Here is a 16,811-nt window from a genome sequence, read left to right as displayed (position 1 = left end):
CTATTCTGGGATTTGTTGGGTGATACAGTGGATATTGCCACCACCTAAGAGAATATCTCTGGCTGGAATTCCGACAACTTTACGGTCTGGGAAACACTTACTGAGGATATCTAAGGCCACTTGGTCATTGACATCTTGAAACTGGGGAACCAAGACTGCCTTGTTAGCAATATAGAAATTGACATAGGAAGCAGCAAGCCTTTCACCTGCGTATCGCTCTTCTTCTCCTTCTTCATAGATGTAGCCTGGCAGATCCTCTTTGGTTACAACTTGATGAAGAGCTGGAATTGGAAGTTTATGAATGGTGAAGGGACGCCCTTTTACATCTGTCTCTTGCTCTAAGAGTTCCAGATCTGCTTTTGACATGGCATACTGAGGATCGTTTTGATCATCTGTCCAAGCCAAAACAAGCTCTGCAGGACCAACGAAGGCTGCAACATTATCAACGTGTTCATTGGTTTCATCCTGATAAATACCATAAGGAAGCCAGATAACTTTTTCAGCACCTAGATAGTCCAATAATCTTCTCTCAATTTCTTCTTTACTAAGATGAGGATTGCGACCAGGACTAAGCAAGCAACTTTCAGTCACGAGAATGGTTCCTTGACCATCGCTATGGATTGCTCCTCCTTCTAGGACAAAAGGTTTAGCATCATAAACAGGCATTTCCAAGGCCTCAGCAAAACGACTGGCTACTTGATCATCATCTTCATAGTTTTGGTAGAGACCATCTACAGCTCCACCCCAAGCATTGAAAGACCAATCGACTGCCAACTTTTCCCTTTTATCATTAAGGAGAATGGTTGGGCCAGTATCACGCGCCCAGGCATCATTGGTGGGAATGTCTAAATAAACAACGCTATCTCCAAGGTAGTCTTGGGCTTCAGCTAAGTAGTCTTGGCCCACCAAAAGATAGACTCTTTCCCCTTCTGATATGGTTTTTATAATCTGGCTAAATGCTGCTTTAGCAGCTTTTCCTTGAAAAGGCCATGATCCTGGTCGAGTCGGCCATATCATGAGGGTACCATGATGGGGTTCGTACTCTGCTGGCATGCGATAGCCTAATTTTTTTGGACTGTCCATCATGATAATCTCCCTTTAAAATCTTGATATCCGAAGGCTTTGACTAAGCTACAGTCACCCTGATCGTCCATGAGATAGAGACTTGGCAATCCAATACCGTTAAAGGTATTATTTTTAACAAATGAGTAAATAGCCATGTCTTCAAAATAAAGTCTATCACCGATTTGAACTGGATTTTCAAAACTATAATCGCCGATCACATCACCCGTCAGACAGGTATTGGAAGAAAGTCTATAGGTATGGAGTTTTTCCTGAGCAGCAAATCCATTTCTCAAAGGTGGACGATAGGGCATCTCAAGTACGTCAGGCATATGGCAGGTCGCAGAGGCATCTAAAACTAAGATTTCCATACCGTTTTCTACAATATCTAATACCTCAGTTGCTAGATAACCCGCATTGAGCGCAATGGCTTCACCCGGCTCGATATAGATTTCAAGATTGTAAGTTTCTCGGATACGCTTGATTTCTGAAATCAGTAAATCCACATCGTAACCTTCTCTCGTGATGTGATGTCCTCCCCCCATATTGAGCCATTTGACTTGATGTAAGTAGGGACCAAACTGCGCTTCTACAGCTTTCAAAGTTGTCTCTAAATCATCTGCTCCTTGCTCGCAAAGGGTATGAAAATGAAGGCCGTCAACCAAATCCAGCAAATCACTTGGTATCTTGTCTAGAGTAACTCCAAAACGAGAACCTGGTGCGCAGGGATCATAGAGAGCGTGATCTCCTTGAGTTGAACACTGAGGGTTAAGTCGCAAACCCACACTTATACCAGCATCCCGACAACGAGCCCCATGTTTACGCAACTGTCTCTCTGAGTTAAAGACGATATGGTCTGTTATCTCAAGCAATTCCTCCAAGTCAGCATCCTTGAAAGCTGGTGCAAATACATGAACTTCCCCCGGGAACTCTTCTCTAGCGAGCTTAGCTTCATAGAGACCACTTGCAGTTGTGCCAGATAGATACTGGCTAATCAAGGGATAGGTTTTGTAGAGGGAATAGGCCTTCTGGGCAAGCAAAACCTTGCAACCAGCTTCTTCTTGAACATATTGTAGAATGCGGCAATTGGCTTCTAACTTTGCCAAGTCAATGACGTAAGCTGGTGTTGGTACTTGTTCTAACTTCATCAGTCCACCATTTGTGGATTTTCAACCACAACCCAAGGTAAACCATACTCATTCAAAGCTTCCATGAATGGATCTGGATCTAACTCTTCAAGATTATACACTCCAGCTTGTTTCCAAGTTCCGTTCATAACCAATTTTGTCCCAATCATGGCTGGAACTCCTGTCGTGTAAGAAATAGCTTGTGAACCAACTTCTGCGTAACATTCCTGATGGTCACAAACATTGTAGATGTAAATGGTCTTTTCAACACCATCTTTGACACCTGTAAAGATACATCCAATATTGGTTTTACCAACAGTGCGTGGACCAAGGCTTGCAGGATCTGGAAGTAAGGCTTTTAAGAATTGGATTGGAACGATGTCTTGTCCATTAAAGTTAATGGCATCCGTACGAAGGAGTCCAACATTTTCAAGACATTTCATGTGCGTCAAGTAAGATTGACCAAAAGTCATAAAGAAACGAATGCGTTTGACCCCTGGAATGTTCTTGGCCAATGATTCGATTTCTTCGTGATGAAGGAGATACATGTCTTTTTGTCCGACCTGAGGGAAATCATACTCGCGCTTGATTGACATAGCTTCCACTTCGACCCATTTTCCATCTTCCCAGTAAGAACCTGGAGCAGAAACCTCGCGTAGATTGATTTCTGGGTTGAAGTTTGTTGCAAACGGATAACCGTGGTCACCACCATTACAGTCTAAAATGTCGATATAGTGGATTTCATCAAAATAATGTTTAAGGGCGTAAGCTGAAAAAACGCTGGTCACACCTGGGTCAAAACCAGAACCAAGCAGAGCGGTCAAGCCTGCTTCTTTGAATTTCTCTTGATAAGCCCACTGCCATGAGTAGTCAAAGTAGGCTGTAAAGCCAAGTTCCTTACAACGTTTTTCGTAGATGGCACGCCATTCAGGGTCTTCTGTGTCTTCTGCTTCGTAGTTGGCTGTATCGATATAGTGAACACCTGTTGCCAAACAAGCGTCCATAATTGTTAAATCTTGATATGGTAAAGCTACGTTCAAAACAGCTTCTGGTTTGTAGCTTTCAATCAGGGCAATCACTTCATCTACCTTGTCAGCATCAAGAGCAGCTGTCTCAATCTTTGTAGTTGTTTTACCTTCTAGCTTCGCTTTCAAGTCATCACATTTTGACTTAGTACGGCTAGCAATCATAATCTCTGTAAAAGTTTTGCTATCTTGACAAATCTTTGAAATAGCAACTTGGGCAACTCCCCCACATCCAATAACTAGTAAACGACTCATTTTTTTCCTTCCTCTTCTTCTAAAATGTCCTCAACATACTTGGGCAACATAAAGGCTCCCACGTGTAAGTTTGCAGTGTAGTATTCTGTGAAAAGCTGGCGTTTTTTCCAGCCTTCTTTGTCAAAATCTTTGACAGGGTGGTATTTTTTCGATGCAAATCCAAACAACCAATAGCCAGCTGGACTGGTTGGGATGTGGGCTTGGTAGACTCGACTGATTGGAAAGGCTTGATTAACCTTACGGTGCATGCTTCGGCAAGCCGACTCATCCTCGTCAAAGAAGGGACTCCCATGCTGGTAAATCATGATACCGTCTTCTTTCAAGGCTCTGTAACTGTTACCGTAAAATTCCTTGGTAAAGAGCCCTTCCGTATGTCCAAATGGATCTGTCGCATCGTTGATAATGATATCGTAATCATCTTCGCAGTTTCGCAAAAAGCGTAGCCCATTTTGGTAGTAAATGGTAACACGAGGATCATCTAGCCCTGCAGCAAAATCTGGGAAATACTCACGACAGACCTCAACCAACATCTCATCTGGTTCCACGATATCGATTTGTTCCAGCTCAGGATAGAGGGTTAATACTTGGGCAACACCACCGTCACCACCCCCAATAACCAAGACTTTCTTGGGATTTGGGTGGACAGCCATGGGAACGTGGACGGTCATTTCGTTGTAGACGAAATCATCCGCATCCGAGAATAAGACATGCCCATTTAAAATCAATATCTTTCCAAAAGCTGGCGTATCCAATACCTCGATATCCTGCCATTCACTTTTACCAGCGTAGAGTTGCTTGGCTGTTCTCAGGGACAATTTCACATCTGGAGTATGAACTTCAGAAAACCATAAATCCATCTAGTTCTCCTTTCTCTTAATGACGTTGATGTGATTGACCTCAGGATCTTCCGTCCCTTGGAGGGAACAACCACGTTCCTTGGCAAATTGGATATAATCGACAATTTCTTGTGTAATGCGTTCTCCAGGAGCCAAGATAGGAATCCCTGGAGGATAGCACATGACAAATTCCCCACAGACCTGTCCAACAGATTCGTCTAAAAACAAACTTTTTCTCTCTGAATAGAAGGCTTCCTGAGGAGATAACACCAACTCGGGCTGAATATATCCTCCTGCTATCAAGTCCTTCCCATCTCGTGAATAGAGTCTCTTGATATCAGCCAGAGCACCAACCAAGCGCTCGATGTCTTGGATACGGTCACCAATCGAAATATAGGCCAAGATATTGCCAATATCACCAAACTCAATCTGAATGTCGTATTCGTCTCGTAGGAGGTCGTAAACCTCGATACCTGTTAAGCCAATACCCTGAGTGTAAACTGACAGCTTGGTTACATCAAAATCACATACTGACACACCATCTATTAACTCTTTTGAGTAGGCATAGTAGCCACCGATAGCATTAATTTCACGTCGGGCGTACTCGGATAGCTCAATGACCTTCTCAAACGACTCTTTACCACGAAGGGCCAAGTTGCGACGTGAAATATCTAAACTAGCCATCAACAAGTAAGAGGCAGATGTTGACTGGGTCAGGTTGATGATCTGACGAACGTATTCAGGATTCATCTGCTCTCCGATTAAAAGAAGCGAGCTTTGTGTCAAACTCCCACCAGACTTATGCATGGAAACTGCTGCCATATCAGCACCTGCATCCATAGCAGAAATTGGAAGTTTATCAGTAAAATGTAGGTGCGCTCCGTGGGCCTCATCTACCAAAACCATCATGCCAGCTTCATGAGCCATTTCTGTCAAACCCTTTAGATCTGAACATATGCCGTAATAAGTAGGATTGTTAATCAAAATGGCCTTGCTATCTGGATGGTCCTTTATGGCTTTGGCTACTCGGTCATTTTCAAGACCTAAAGCGATACCAATCTTAGGATCTACACTCATCTCGATATAGATGGGAATAGCACCACATAGAACCAGCGCATTAATAGCAGATTTGTGGACATTTCGTGGCAGAATAATCTTATCTCCTGCCTTGCAGGTTGCCAGAATCATAGTCTGTACCGATGAAGTTGTTCCTCCAATCATGAGAAAAGCATGGCTAGCTCCAAAAGCATCTGCAGCCAGCTCCTCTGCATCCCGAATAATCGAAATGGGATGGCCTAAATTATCCAAGGGTTTCATCGAATTGACATCAATGCCAACACATTTTTCTCCTAGTAGTTCAACAAGTTCTGGATTTCCTCGTCCACGCTTGTGACCTGGAACATCAAAGGGAACAATCCGTTTCTTGCGTAACTTCACCAAGGCCTCATAAATTGGGGCTTGGTTTTGATCTAACTCTTTCAAGACATACTCCTTTCAATATTTTTAGGACCTTATGAAAACTAAGGAACTAAAGGTTGACTCATGAAAAAAGAGCAGGATTTCACCTGCTCTGCAATCTTCTGACGTTTTTATGTTTGTTTCTGTTGAGTATGTCTGTTCCCGATGTTTCCTAACTCTCTAGTAGCAAATATTACGTACTTTATTGATCGTTTCACAAGATGACGTGTGCTTTCACCACACTAAAAATTTATGAATTAGGACAAGTGTCCTAACATCAACTTATAAAAGTAGGCTTTTAACCCTATCAATAATATGGTTTTTCAACCACGCTTCGGCATTCAACCCTGCCTGTCCGTAGGCATTTTTTACTCGGGTTTATATTTGCTAGAAAACATCATCTCATTTTCTAAGCTTTATTACTATAACATACTTCTAACACTCTGTAAAGTACTTTTTTGAAAAAATATCTATTTTTGTTCGGAAAAATAATATTTTATATATATTTTTATAAGTTGTATAATGTGAAAGCGGATATAAAAAGAACTAGTCCACTAGTTCTTTTAAATGTATCTTAACGAATCTTGTGCTTATTTAATGGTAACAGAAAAACGATAGCCATTTAATTGTATAAATTTCACCAAAACGAATAAAGCAGTTCGTTTATTAGCATTGGCAAAAACATGCTTTTTTTCAAGCAATACAAGTAGCTCATTGAGAATAAGCGAGCCACTCATTAATCAGACTAGCGATTGCTCTAGGTGCTTCAGTATAAAGCTCATGGCCAAAGTTCTCTAGAAAAATAGTATCAAAATAGTCTGGCAATTCTTTTAGAGTTTCCTCTCTCCATGTATCTTCATTAGGATAGCGAGGACTGATAAACAAAGCATCTCCCACTTCTCTCTTAAAAGCTTGGATTTTTCTTCGTAGGCGGAGAATCGCTTTTATATTTTCATAATTGATAGTCAACTCATATCTATTACACTCCGCATTCCAGTGATAAGACTGTCTTACAGCTTCCTCCATATTTTCTGACCAATACTTTGCTTCAGATTTCTCTTTAGAAATAAGAAGAGATAAGTCTGAAACGACTTGAGATTCGATATAGTTTTTAGCTTCCTCTAACTCTGTATCTAAAGGTAAAATCTTATCTAAATCTAGATAGCCACCATCCAAAAGAATCAGTTTCTTCACTTCGTCAAATTCCGATGCAAGATAACGCGCCAAATCACCTCCCAGAGAATGGCCTATCAGACAGATAGATTCTTCCTCTTCTATCGATTTTTTAAACCATGATTTCAATTCTGTTTCATCTCGAAGATGCTTTTCATATGGATTTANAAAATAAATCTGCGAATTTAGTTCTTNAAAAAAATCCTTGCTATGATAGACATTGCTTCCCAAACCGCCAATAAAATATTTTTTCATTCTCTACTTAATACTATGCTTATTCATCTTTTGTTCAAAGATAGTCGTGATAATCTGACGTAATTCTTCGCGTTCTTTTTCTGGAATCTCACCACTTGTTTGAGCTGCAGCGTAGAGTTCAGGGTGTTCAATTGAAATGCGTTTAATCGTACGTGTCGTAGCATGTTTTCTTACAAAAAACGGAATTCGCTTAATCAAGTCTTGTGGTACTAGAGCAAGAATCTTCTCAGCAGTTTCCTTGTCACTAATCTTAGACGTCGTAAGTCCCTTCTTAATCATTTCCTGTTCTTTTTCTGTAAAATCTTTTAATTCCATTCGTTTAGTCCTCCTATTTTTACTAAGTTAAATTATATACCAATTGTAGCAAGACGACAAATAGTCTGTTTGTAAAAAGCTCTCTATACAACAATTTTCCTGTCACTCTTAATTGATCTTTAATGAAAAATCACAAATCCTTTTGGAAAGATGAGAAGCTGATTCTCCAATTCTTGGTAATTGGTTGCTAAGACTACTGCTTCTTTTTGTAAATGATAATCTTCCTTTGATTGGTTGAAAATCGCTTTGAGGATTCGCCCTTCATATTTCCACTGCAAAGCTACTACATCAGCTTTGATTTCTTGGAGACTATACTTGCCATGCTGAATGGTTGCTGACGCATGTTTGCGAATCTGGATCAATTTCTTCATGAAATTCAGCATATCATTGTCACTTGATACACGTTCCCAAGGCATACAACGTCGACAATCTGGGTCTGGTCCTCCGGTTAAAGCTAACTCGGTTCCGTAATAAATGCAGGGTGTTCCCTTTTGTAAAAAGAGAAAGGCTAGGGCTGATTTAACCAGTTGAGCATCTTCATTTGCCGTCCACAAGATTCGTTCTGTATCATGCGAATCCAAGAGATTAAACATAACCTCTGAAATCTGCTGTTTGTAATACATAGACTGACCATTGATTTCATCGATGAACTGATCAATCTTCTTAATTCCTCGTAAGAAATAGTCCTTGATACTATCAGATAAAGGATAATTCATGACCGCATGGAACTCATCTCCATTTAACCAAGGCTGAGACGTATGCCAGACTTCTCCCAGGATGTAAAGATCAGGCTTTTTAGCTAAAACTGCCTTGCGAAAATCCTTCCAAAACTGATGGTCAATCTCATTAGCCACATCCAAACGCCAAGCATCGATATCAAACTCTTCAATCCAATAAGTCGCAACCTTTAAGAGATAGTCCTTGACCTCTGGATTGGCTGTATTTAGCTTGGGCATATAGTCCTCGAAACCAAAGGCATGATAGGGTAACTCTCTCTTATTTGCTAGCTTTTCAGTTGTCACTGGGAATTGTTGAATATGGAACCAATCCTTATAAGCAGATTGCTCACCATTTTTGATAACATCTTGCCATTGAGGCGATTGCGAACCAATATGGTTAAATACCGCATCCAGCATAATTTTCATACCACGCTGATGAGCTTGCTCTACCAGTTCCCGAAAGCTTTCCTTGTCTCCAAAATGACGGTCAATTTCTAAGTAATCCGTCGTATTGTACTTATGATTGCTCGTAGATTGAAAAATGGGACAGAGATAAAGACCTGTAATACCCAAGTCTTGCAAGTAATCCAGATGGTCAATAATCCCCTGTAAATCACCACCAAAGAAATCATCACTTCGAGGTGTGATAGATGAATCCCAGTCTAAAGTCCCTTCTGGATTTAATAGAGCATTTCCATTGGCAAATCTCTCAGGAAATATCTGATACCATACCGTATTTGAAACCCAATCAGGAACCTGGCAGGCATCAATCTCATGAAGATAGGGCAACTTAAATCCGTTTCCAATGGCATGAAGATTTTCTAGAGAATTTTCCACACACCCTTTATCGCCATACAAAATACTTTGGCCTTTTGTATCCTTGAGTTCAAAGAGATACTGGATACGTGCAAAGTCGACGGACACTTCAACCTGCCAATAATCAAAAATGGCGTCAGAAGTCAGCTTGAACATTTCCTTTGTATCCTGATAAGACTCCTCCATAAAGATAAAAGGATCCCCATAGTGCAAGTTGATGCTTTCAATGTCCCCTTTCTTAGTTCGAATCCGAATATGAAGTTTCTTATCCTTGTAAAGATAGGCATACTCTGACTCAGGCCTATGGTAAATAGCACTTAATTCCATTAATTTGTCTCCTAGAGTTTTAATTCAAATTTTACGCAAACGTTTTCATGGTTGTAATTCTAGTATACTACTTTCGTATTTTATTTTCAAGCTTTGTCCGTAGATTCTAGTGGTTTAGTTCTATAAATTAAAAAGCAGCCAGTCTTACAACTTGCTACTTTTCATATGATAATTTACAAATGTCTTTCCAGCCACTCGATCTTTTTAAAATCCTTATTGTTATTGTGCTCATTTCGATAAGAATCTTGGGAAGAAGCCTTGTAAATACTTAAAAACTGTTCCAAACTTGGAAGACGAAAAGTGATGTTTTCGAGATGAATCAACTCTATATCCGATTCCGAAACTCCTGCAAAATCAGGTAAAGAATCGATACTTCCGAATTCAACACTCAGACCATCTTTTTGGAATTCATGCTCATGAATATCTATTAAGGCATAGCCTAAGTGTTTCATCACTTTCATTATCTTGTCCCACTCATAAATTCTGAGATGATCGGGTGCTTCCCAACCTCTAGGGTCACCAGGCACATGAATGTCAATGTCAGACGGCCCCCATTCTTCATTTGATCGGTATTCAAACCCCAAGGACCCCATGAGAGTCGGTGTGATTCCGACTTGGTTTAAATGAGAACAAATTGTTCGAAATTCATCAAATAGAGAATTCATTCCTCCTCCAATCGTTGATATAGAACTTAATTTCGTTGTGAATAATAAACTAATTTTTACCTTCTACTCTTTCGGTTTTGAAAATACTTCTACTCGCTGAGCTAGGACTTTGATTTCTACAGGTAGGTTATCCGATTTATCGCCATCAACGTCTGACTCCAACTCACTATCTGAAGAGATTTTAATATTACGCGCTCTGATATACTCAATATTATCATTGCCGACAACATCTCCTTTTAGTAAATCAGGGATGACGGATAATTTGGAGAATAGAGACGCATCTTTCAGAATCAAAATATTGGCATAGCCATCTTTGTTTTCTTCAAAGATTTTCTTATCAGCGAAGTAATTTGTCAAGAGAACCAAAACATGGCTAGCTTCACCAACATAATTTCCATTTTCTGTCTCAACCTTAATGTTAAATACCTGATCCGTCATGACAGACTTCATGGTATTTACAGCATAGGCTAAAATACCGAATTTTGTCTTGTCCTCGATTTCAACATTGTGAATCGCCTCAGGAAGTGAACCGATACTAAAGATATAACCAAAATAGTTGTCATTTGCTTTACCGATATCAATCTTATTGGTTAAGTTAAAATCGAGTTCATCAATCGCGCCATCGATGTCTTGATTGATTTCCAACAGTTTTGTAATGAGGTTACCCGTACCGCCTGGGATAATCCCTAACTTAGGAATGTAGTCTCTCTCAGCAATACCCGAAATGACTTCATTGACAGTCCCATCACCACCAAACACAACCACTGCATCGTACTGCTCACGAGAAGCTTCTTCAGCAAAATGGGTTGCATCCAGAGCTTTTTCGGTAATTTTGGTTTCTACGTGCTCAAAATATTCTTTTGCTTTATTCTCCAGCTTTTCTTTGTAATCCAAAGCCTTTTCCCCACCAGAGGTAGGGTTGATAATTACCATTGCTTTTTTCATTAATGTTCTCCTTAATTTTAAATAAAAATGTTTACATTTCGCCGTATGCAAGTAAATGTAATCCTATTATACAATGAAAATACAGAAAACAGAAATATGACGTACTGGAGATTAATACGCTTTTATTCTATTTTCCCATCTAATGACTATATCCTTTAATGTTTCATCCAAATAAGAATAGGCCTTATCCTTTATCCAAACAGGAATACCATAAGCTGCCTCGGCTATGCTGCCAGTGATTGCAGCGAGAGTATCACTGTCGCCACCAAGTGAGATGGCATTTCTTATCGCATCTTCGAAATCTGTACTTTCAAGAAAGGCAATAATGGCTTGAGGGACAGTTTCCTGACATGTTTCGTTGAAACGATAGTTAGGACGGATTTCATCTAAAGTTTGAGATAGATTGTAGTCGTATGTCTGCTCTATATAATCCTTAATCCGTCTTTTACACTCTGTATGATTGTCATTAATTGCTTGCTCATATTCTCTACAATAACCACCAAAGTAAAAACGACACAGAAAGATAGCATCAGCTGTAGCCATAGCACCTTTGACACCTTCTGGATGATTATGAGTTACTTCAGCAGAAAGGTTTGCAAGTCCTCTAGATGATGACCACATTCCGGTTCTCGCATAGACATCACAGTCCATGATCCAAGCACATGGAGAAACACGCATAGCTGATCCATTCCCAAAGCTATTATAAGGCTCACGGTTATCGCTCTTTAGCCATGCATTAAACCGAGCACCGTAATCAGCATTCGGATACAATCTGCCATATTTCTTCATCGCGTCAATGAAGTCGTCTTTTTGTCCCCCATTCATAATCGCTTCTGCAACAGCACAGGTCATAACCGTATCATCTGTAAAAAAGCAGTCCTTACGAAATAAAGGAAAGTCCTTCGTTTTGATATTGTTCCATTCGTAAACGGAACCTACAATGTCTCCAACTATTGCTCCTAGCATCCGTTTCCTCCTTATGGCATATCAAATTCGTTACACATTTCTAATAAATCACTCTTTAAAAATGGCACCACCAAATCAATCCACTCATGAGGCAGGTAAGCTGATAAATAGCCGTGGTTATAGCCCTTTGCTTCATACAAAATTGTATTTGAATGTAACTGATGAAATAATTTCGCTGATTCTTTCACACAGTTCAATTCTTTTTCACCATAGATATACAGAACCTGAGCCTTGCTAGCAGAAATCATATCTTTCAGCTTGTAACGCCCCATATAGTTTTTGTAAATGGTTACCAATGTTTTGACAGGTGTCCTTGGCAGATCCTCCAAATAATAAGTTTTTATTTCCTCTGGATAAGCCAGTTTAGGATAGAGTTTGTTCATCATGCTTAACTGAAGTTTGCAAGAGAATTTATTGAACATCAGTTTACCAAATAGAGACACTAGAAAGATGATGATTTTAGATAACATTGGTTGAGGAATACAGAGGCTTCCGTCTATGATGGCCTTCTCAGCAATTTCACTGTCTAAAGACAAAAGTTCCATGGCAATTTGACCACCAAGTGAAACACCACCGATTGCAAACAATTTCCCACCACAGTTTGCTTTGATATAGTCTAGAATCTCCAAAGCAGAATCTTCAGTAGAAACATAATCAAGTTGATATTCCTCGCCGTGGCCATTCAAAGTTGGTAGAATAATACGGTATTCTTTTGACAAGATTCGTGCTTGACAAAGATAATTCCACCAAGAACTGCCACCACCATGTATCAGTAAAATAGGAGGCAAATTCTTATTACCAAATTCATGGAATTTCATGTTTAAACTCCTTACTGTAGAACTTTCACTAGCTAATTTTCCTTGTTCAATCAGCTCTTAAAGCAGTACCACACACTCGACATAAAACGAGTGAACACTATGTATGCCAATAGAACATTTATGTGGGAACATGTCTATAAACCTTTTGACAATAGCATAAGGTTATCGTTAAAAGGTATTACCCCGACAAACTGTGATTTACTCATTTTATTAAATCAGCTATTTCATTCTTCCCATACGCCTTTACATTTTGAATTACATCCTGTTTCCTCTTAATTGATTCAAACAATGATATATCTAGTACATTTGCGAATTCTTCAAACTGAACCTGCCCGATTCTTCTTATTTCTTTAAGTTTCTCAGCATCTCTTACCTTTCTCTCTGCCTCACTTTTGGGGTATCCTTGTCCAAATGGCTCCGAGAAAAGAGCTTCTATTGTTCTTTCAAGATTTTCAGTACCTGACCATGTATAATTTTCACCTAATGGTAATGATATCGCATTTCCATTATTAATCTGAGCAAATAAATAGGCATCATTCGGTGTAGGTGCATATCCGCAAATGACATCAGGCATACTATTACAAGCAAGCATCATTCCTTGTCCGGAAGAACAGCCCGTAACAACGAAATCAACTGTCCTACTTGCCAACAAGATACCTATAAGAATAGAAATTTCTATATACGAGTATTTTTCATTTTCTTCCATCGTACAGCCAAAATTTATAACCTCAGATTTCTTTGGAGCATACTTTAATACAGCATCATAGATTATTTGATTTTTGGTCGCTTGCGAACTTGCTTGAATAACTCCGATTCTCATTCTTCCCCCCTTCAACTTCTAATTTAATTATTTCTTTTTCTTTGGTTTGGGTGCCGGTAATTCATTATATATTGAATTGAACAAGCCTTTATTTTCTACACTTCATTTATTCACTGGTTGCAACTTTTGACATCAAAACTACCGCCTCCACATGTCTTGACGGTTACTACCTATACTGTGAAACGAAATCAAAGCTGCTGAATATCCGTATTAAACTATTAAACGTAACTAATGCGAGTATTTACGGCTTCGTTAATATACAGTATTGTTACATCTATGCCAAGTTTCCGATAGTTAGTTCTTCTTTCTTTATTTAAATCTTTACAAATCCAACTAGCGAGAAGGGTTGTTTATCTCAAAACTCATTGAACCTTTGGTTCCTCGATTAGTATAATAATTTCCTTCTAGTTGATTTGGATTATCAATATCAAGAATTACCGTCCCATAATGTATAGGACTTTGCAATTCAGCCCTTGGGCTATTTAAATATGTATAAATTAATTTTTGTGTTCCATTATCATTGATAATTGATGCTGTAATGCTATGGCTCGAACTTTCACCCGTTTTAAACTTAACTTTAATAGTCGTAAATGACTGTTCAATAGTAAGTTCACAATTTCTTTCATTCTGATCATAGTCCGTCTTGAAACTACCTACATAATTCGCAAATAAAATTGGAACATTATGAATCTTAGATAGTAATGGCCACCGCCATGCTGTTTTTTCAAAAATAGCCATAATAATTGCTGTAACTGATATAGCTTCACCAATATACCCAATGGCTGAATATACCAATGCCAAAATATCAGATTTAAGATTCACTGCAATCTCTTGGCCACTTATTAACAATCTTAATAACAAGCAAATTGCAAAAACCCATATTGTAATATTCAAAAATTTTTTCTGCTGTTCATTCATAAGTTTTATTTATAATCCAAAAATTCAATCATTCTAACTAAAAAAGTTTTTGTATCCTGTAAATTCCATTTCTGCTCTGAACGAAAAAGGTAATACATTCCACTTACTTCAACCCAATTTAAATTCACTTGAGACACTATGTAATATAACGCTTGCTGTAACAACCCTGTGTAGCTATTACTATTGAAAAACATCTGTTCAGGTATATTCCAGACCAAACATTCTATCAAATATGAAGAAATGCGTTCGTTTGTCAATCCTAGCTCCTGCATCTCGTTCTTAATATGCTTCATAATCCTAACTAAATATTTATATTTATAGTGAGTAGATTTATTCTTAGAGATACCATTTTGTATATGAACTTTAGGATAATTAATTACTTCATAATTTCCGTTTGAGGTAAAAAATTTGATGCCTTCAACAAATTTTTCAGATGACCTGCTACCAATATATCTATAATTTCGATATTGAAAACATGGGACTACATCTGCATTTACGTGATATGAGTTAGAATTAATATTGATACACTTATTGCCAATAGAAACTGATTCTGCACCAAATTTTGAAATTAACGCTTTAATCACTTCGTTTTTAAATACATTAGCATTGGTGCTGCTACTAGAGTAATTATAGTCTAGGTCCGATAACCCATCTACATACTCACAATAAAATAAAGATTTCACCATGATACAGATATCAATGTCGCTATTTTTCTTTACATTCGTATTATTTGCATAAGAACCTTGGGCAAAAATTTCATATTCATACTTTGAAGAGAGCCCACTCCTTTCTATTGCATCTTTAATCATTCCAATAGTATTTTCAACCCGTGTTTCTTCAGTGGCAGATAACGGCTTAATCCATGATTGTAATGCTTCTTCAGAATATCTCATTATAAAACAACTCCATTTTAGTTTTTTGGTTAATTCATAAAAAGTAACCGATATTAAAAAAATCCTACATATAATTATACCACTAAACAAGAAAAAAGGCTGCAAACATAGTGAACTATACTATGCCTACAGCCTTATAAATCAACTTCTGTTCCTTCCAAAAATTTAACGGTTATCTGTCCATCCTCCGAAATCAAAATACTATCTAGTACCTGACACATCTCAAAGGAATCATATTCCCAACACTCCTTATTTATCAATTCAGCCAGTAACACACTGTAATGCTTTTCTAATAACTGGTTTTCTTCCAAGATCTTATTCCACTTTCCATGCAACAAATCCATATTCTCACTCAGTAGTTTAACTGCCATCATTACAGCTTTCTCTAGTGTTCCCTCATCGATATGGTTATTCTGACAACCAATCTGTCCCTTTACCTTATAACGGTTGTTACACTGCCAAACTTTACGTTTGCCACGACTGGTCGTCCAGTTCTTACGTCCAAAAGCTGAACCGCATTCTGCACAGAACACCTTGGTAGTAAAAGGGTTGTCCTCATTTTGCATGATGTAGAAGAAATTGAAAAAGAAAATAGACTTCAGACAGCTATTGATGTTGTCAGAGAACAGTTTGGCTTTTTAGCCATACAAAAAGGAACCGTCCTAACTGAAGGTTCCTAAAATATTGAACGCAGTAAACTTATTGGCGGTCATTCCGCTGGTGGATTGGAGGGATTAAAATGATTGACCGTTCATCCTTACCATTTCAGTCAGCAAGAGAGTACCAGGATACAAAGATGCAAAAATGGATGGGCTTTTTCCTATCTGAGCATACATCAGCACTCTCTGATGATACAAACAAAGTAACGTACATGTCAGATTTGTCAATGGAGAAGAAATTATTACTCCTCAGTCAAGTATACGCTGGGCAGCTACACACACGCATTCAAGTGATTGAAAAAAACAAGCGTGTTTCCCACACTGGAACAATACCAAGTCTGAATAAGGATTTCATTTTGATAAAAACTACAACAGGTCACATCAATTTGAAATTGAAAGACATTATTAGTATTGAACTTGTTGAGGAGGTGCTTTATGAATCAGCTTAAGTTTCAGCGTAACCAACTGCAAATGGACTACTACAGCGAGAGCTACCAAGATTTTGAATGTGACTTCTACCGCTATTCCAACATGAATATTCCATTGACCTTCCTAACTGATGATATCCTAAAAACAATGGCGACTTCACGTAAGAATTACTTTGTCCTCAATAAGGAAAAGTCCAGAGATAACCGCGATCACTTCTTCATTTTTGAGGTAAGTACCATAGATGAAAATCCGCTAATCTACCGCTATTCTTATAAGAAAACAACTACATACTTAACACAAAAATAGGAGCTGTTTAATTGACTGTTCCTG

18 protein-coding genes and 2 pseudogenes are annotated in these 16,811 nt (G+C 38.5%); 3 read left to right on the top strand and 17 right to left on the bottom strand.

Annotated elements, in window-relative coordinates:
- The 17 genes and pseudogenes from aguA to D8848_RS08945 form a co-directional block, all read right to left on the bottom strand.
- Positions 1–1,086: an agmatine deiminase gene (aguA, locus tag D8848_RS09030; RefSeq protein ID WP_125443665.1), complete on the bottom strand. Its 1,086-nt coding sequence runs from the start codon at positions 1,084–1,086 to the stop codon at positions 1–3.
- Complete coding sequence (gene nspC / locus D8848_RS09025) at positions 1,083–2,210, bottom strand: carboxynorspermidine decarboxylase (protein WP_125443663.1); 1,128 nt, start codon at positions 2,208–2,210, stop codon at positions 1,083–1,085. The genes aguA and nspC overlap by 4 nt, the downstream gene beginning before the upstream one ends.
- Positions 2,210–3,469 (bottom strand): saccharopine dehydrogenase family protein, encoded by a 1,260-nt coding sequence (locus D8848_RS09020; RefSeq protein ID WP_084887971.1) that lies wholly within the window; start codon positions 3,467–3,469, stop codon positions 2,210–2,212. The genes nspC and D8848_RS09020 overlap by 1 nt, the downstream gene beginning before the upstream one ends.
- Positions 3,466–4,326 (bottom strand): polyamine aminopropyltransferase, encoded by an 861-nt coding sequence (speE, locus tag D8848_RS09015; protein ID WP_000366713.1) that lies wholly within the window; start codon positions 4,324–4,326, stop codon positions 3,466–3,468. Before speE ends, D8848_RS09020 begins: the two co-directional genes overlap by 4 nt.
- Entirely contained in the window at positions 4,327–5,787 is a 1,461-nt protein-coding gene (locus D8848_RS09010; RefSeq protein WP_125443661.1) for an aminotransferase class I/II-fold pyridoxal phosphate-dependent enzyme, read from the bottom strand.
- 569 nt (positions 5,788–6,356) lie between these two features.
- Positions 6,357–6,473: pseudogene (locus D8848_RS09005) on the bottom strand (type II toxin-antitoxin system death-on-curing family toxin); the annotation flags it as partial.
- Between the two features lies 1 nt (position 6,474).
- Positions 6,475–7,191, bottom strand: coding sequence for an alpha/beta hydrolase (locus D8848_RS09000; RefSeq protein WP_125450665.1), 717 nt, complete (start codon positions 7,189–7,191; stop codon positions 6,475–6,477).
- 3 nt (positions 7,192–7,194) lie between these two features.
- A complete protein-coding gene (locus D8848_RS08995) occupies positions 7,195–7,506 on the bottom strand; it encodes a hypothetical protein (protein WP_000420556.1) in 312 nt (103 codons plus the stop codon).
- 119 nt (positions 7,507–7,625) lie between these two features.
- Positions 7,626–9,368 carry a glycoside hydrolase family 13 protein gene (locus D8848_RS08990; RefSeq protein ID WP_125443654.1) on the bottom strand — a complete coding sequence of 581 codons (1,743 nt, stop codon included), beginning with the start codon at positions 9,366–9,368 and terminating at the stop codon, positions 7,626–7,628.
- Between the two features lie 173 nt (positions 9,369–9,541).
- On the bottom strand, positions 9,542–10,033 hold the full coding sequence (locus tag D8848_RS08985; protein WP_125443652.1) for a phosphoribosylanthranilate isomerase: 492 nt from the start codon (positions 10,031–10,033) through the stop codon (positions 9,542–9,544).
- Between the two features lie 63 nt (positions 10,034–10,096).
- On the bottom strand, positions 10,097–10,978 hold the full coding sequence (locus tag D8848_RS08980; protein WP_084926338.1) for a diacylglycerol/lipid kinase family protein: 882 nt from the start codon (positions 10,976–10,978) through the stop codon (positions 10,097–10,099).
- A gap of 111 nt (positions 10,979–11,089) precedes the next feature.
- Complete coding sequence (locus tag D8848_RS08975) at positions 11,090–11,944, bottom strand: ADP-ribosylglycohydrolase family protein (RefSeq protein ID WP_125443651.1); 855 nt, start codon at positions 11,942–11,944, stop codon at positions 11,090–11,092.
- An 11-nt stretch (positions 11,945–11,955) separates the two neighbouring features.
- Positions 11,956–12,762 (bottom strand): alpha/beta hydrolase, encoded by an 807-nt coding sequence (locus D8848_RS08970; RefSeq protein ID WP_125443649.1) that lies wholly within the window; start codon positions 12,760–12,762, stop codon positions 11,956–11,958.
- Positions 12,763–12,964: 202 nt separating this feature from the next.
- Positions 12,965–13,582, bottom strand: a complete 618-nt coding sequence (locus D8848_RS08965) for an RpiB/LacA/LacB family sugar-phosphate isomerase (protein WP_125443647.1) — start codon at positions 13,580–13,582, stop codon at positions 12,965–12,967.
- A 333-nt stretch (positions 13,583–13,915) separates the two neighbouring features.
- Entirely contained in the window at positions 13,916–14,500 is a 585-nt protein-coding gene (locus D8848_RS08955; protein ID WP_001005371.1) for a Cap15 family cyclic dinucleotide receptor domain-containing protein, read from the bottom strand.
- A 5-nt stretch (positions 14,501–14,505) separates the two neighbouring features.
- Positions 14,506–15,393 carry a nucleotidyltransferase domain-containing protein gene (locus D8848_RS08950; protein ID WP_001270697.1) on the bottom strand — a complete coding sequence of 296 codons (888 nt, stop codon included), beginning with the start codon at positions 15,391–15,393 and terminating at the stop codon, positions 14,506–14,508.
- 134 nt (positions 15,394–15,527) lie between these two features.
- The gene (locus tag D8848_RS08945) at positions 15,528–15,926 is read right to left on the bottom strand and encodes a recombinase zinc ribbon domain-containing protein (RefSeq protein WP_232234248.1); all 399 of its coding nucleotides are present in this window, start codon (positions 15,924–15,926) and stop codon (positions 15,528–15,530) included.
- A gap of 30 nt (positions 15,927–15,956) precedes the next feature.
- Here D8848_RS08945 and D8848_RS08940 point away from each other — a divergent pair.
- The 3 genes and pseudogenes from D8848_RS08940 to D8848_RS08930 all read left to right on the top strand — a co-directional run.
- Positions 15,957–16,136: pseudogene (locus tag D8848_RS08940) on the top strand (Y-family DNA polymerase); the annotation flags it as partial.
- Complete coding sequence (locus D8848_RS08935; protein WP_000567198.1) at positions 16,133–16,501, top strand: hypothetical protein; 369 nt, start codon at positions 16,133–16,135, stop codon at positions 16,499–16,501. The pseudogene D8848_RS08940 and the gene D8848_RS08935, both read left to right, overlap by 4 nt.
- A complete protein-coding gene (locus D8848_RS08930) occupies positions 16,488–16,787 on the top strand; it encodes a DUF5960 family protein (RefSeq protein WP_001072532.1) in 300 nt (99 codons plus the stop codon). Before D8848_RS08935 ends, D8848_RS08930 begins: the two co-directional genes overlap by 14 nt.
- The last annotated feature ends 24 nt before the right edge of the window (positions 16,788–16,811 follow it).

Source organism: Streptococcus mitis, assembly GCF_003942775.1.
Lineage (GTDB): Bacteria > Bacillota > Bacilli > Lactobacillales > Streptococcaceae > Streptococcus > Streptococcus mitis_CN.
This window is presented reverse-complemented; position numbering and strand designations above follow the sequence as displayed.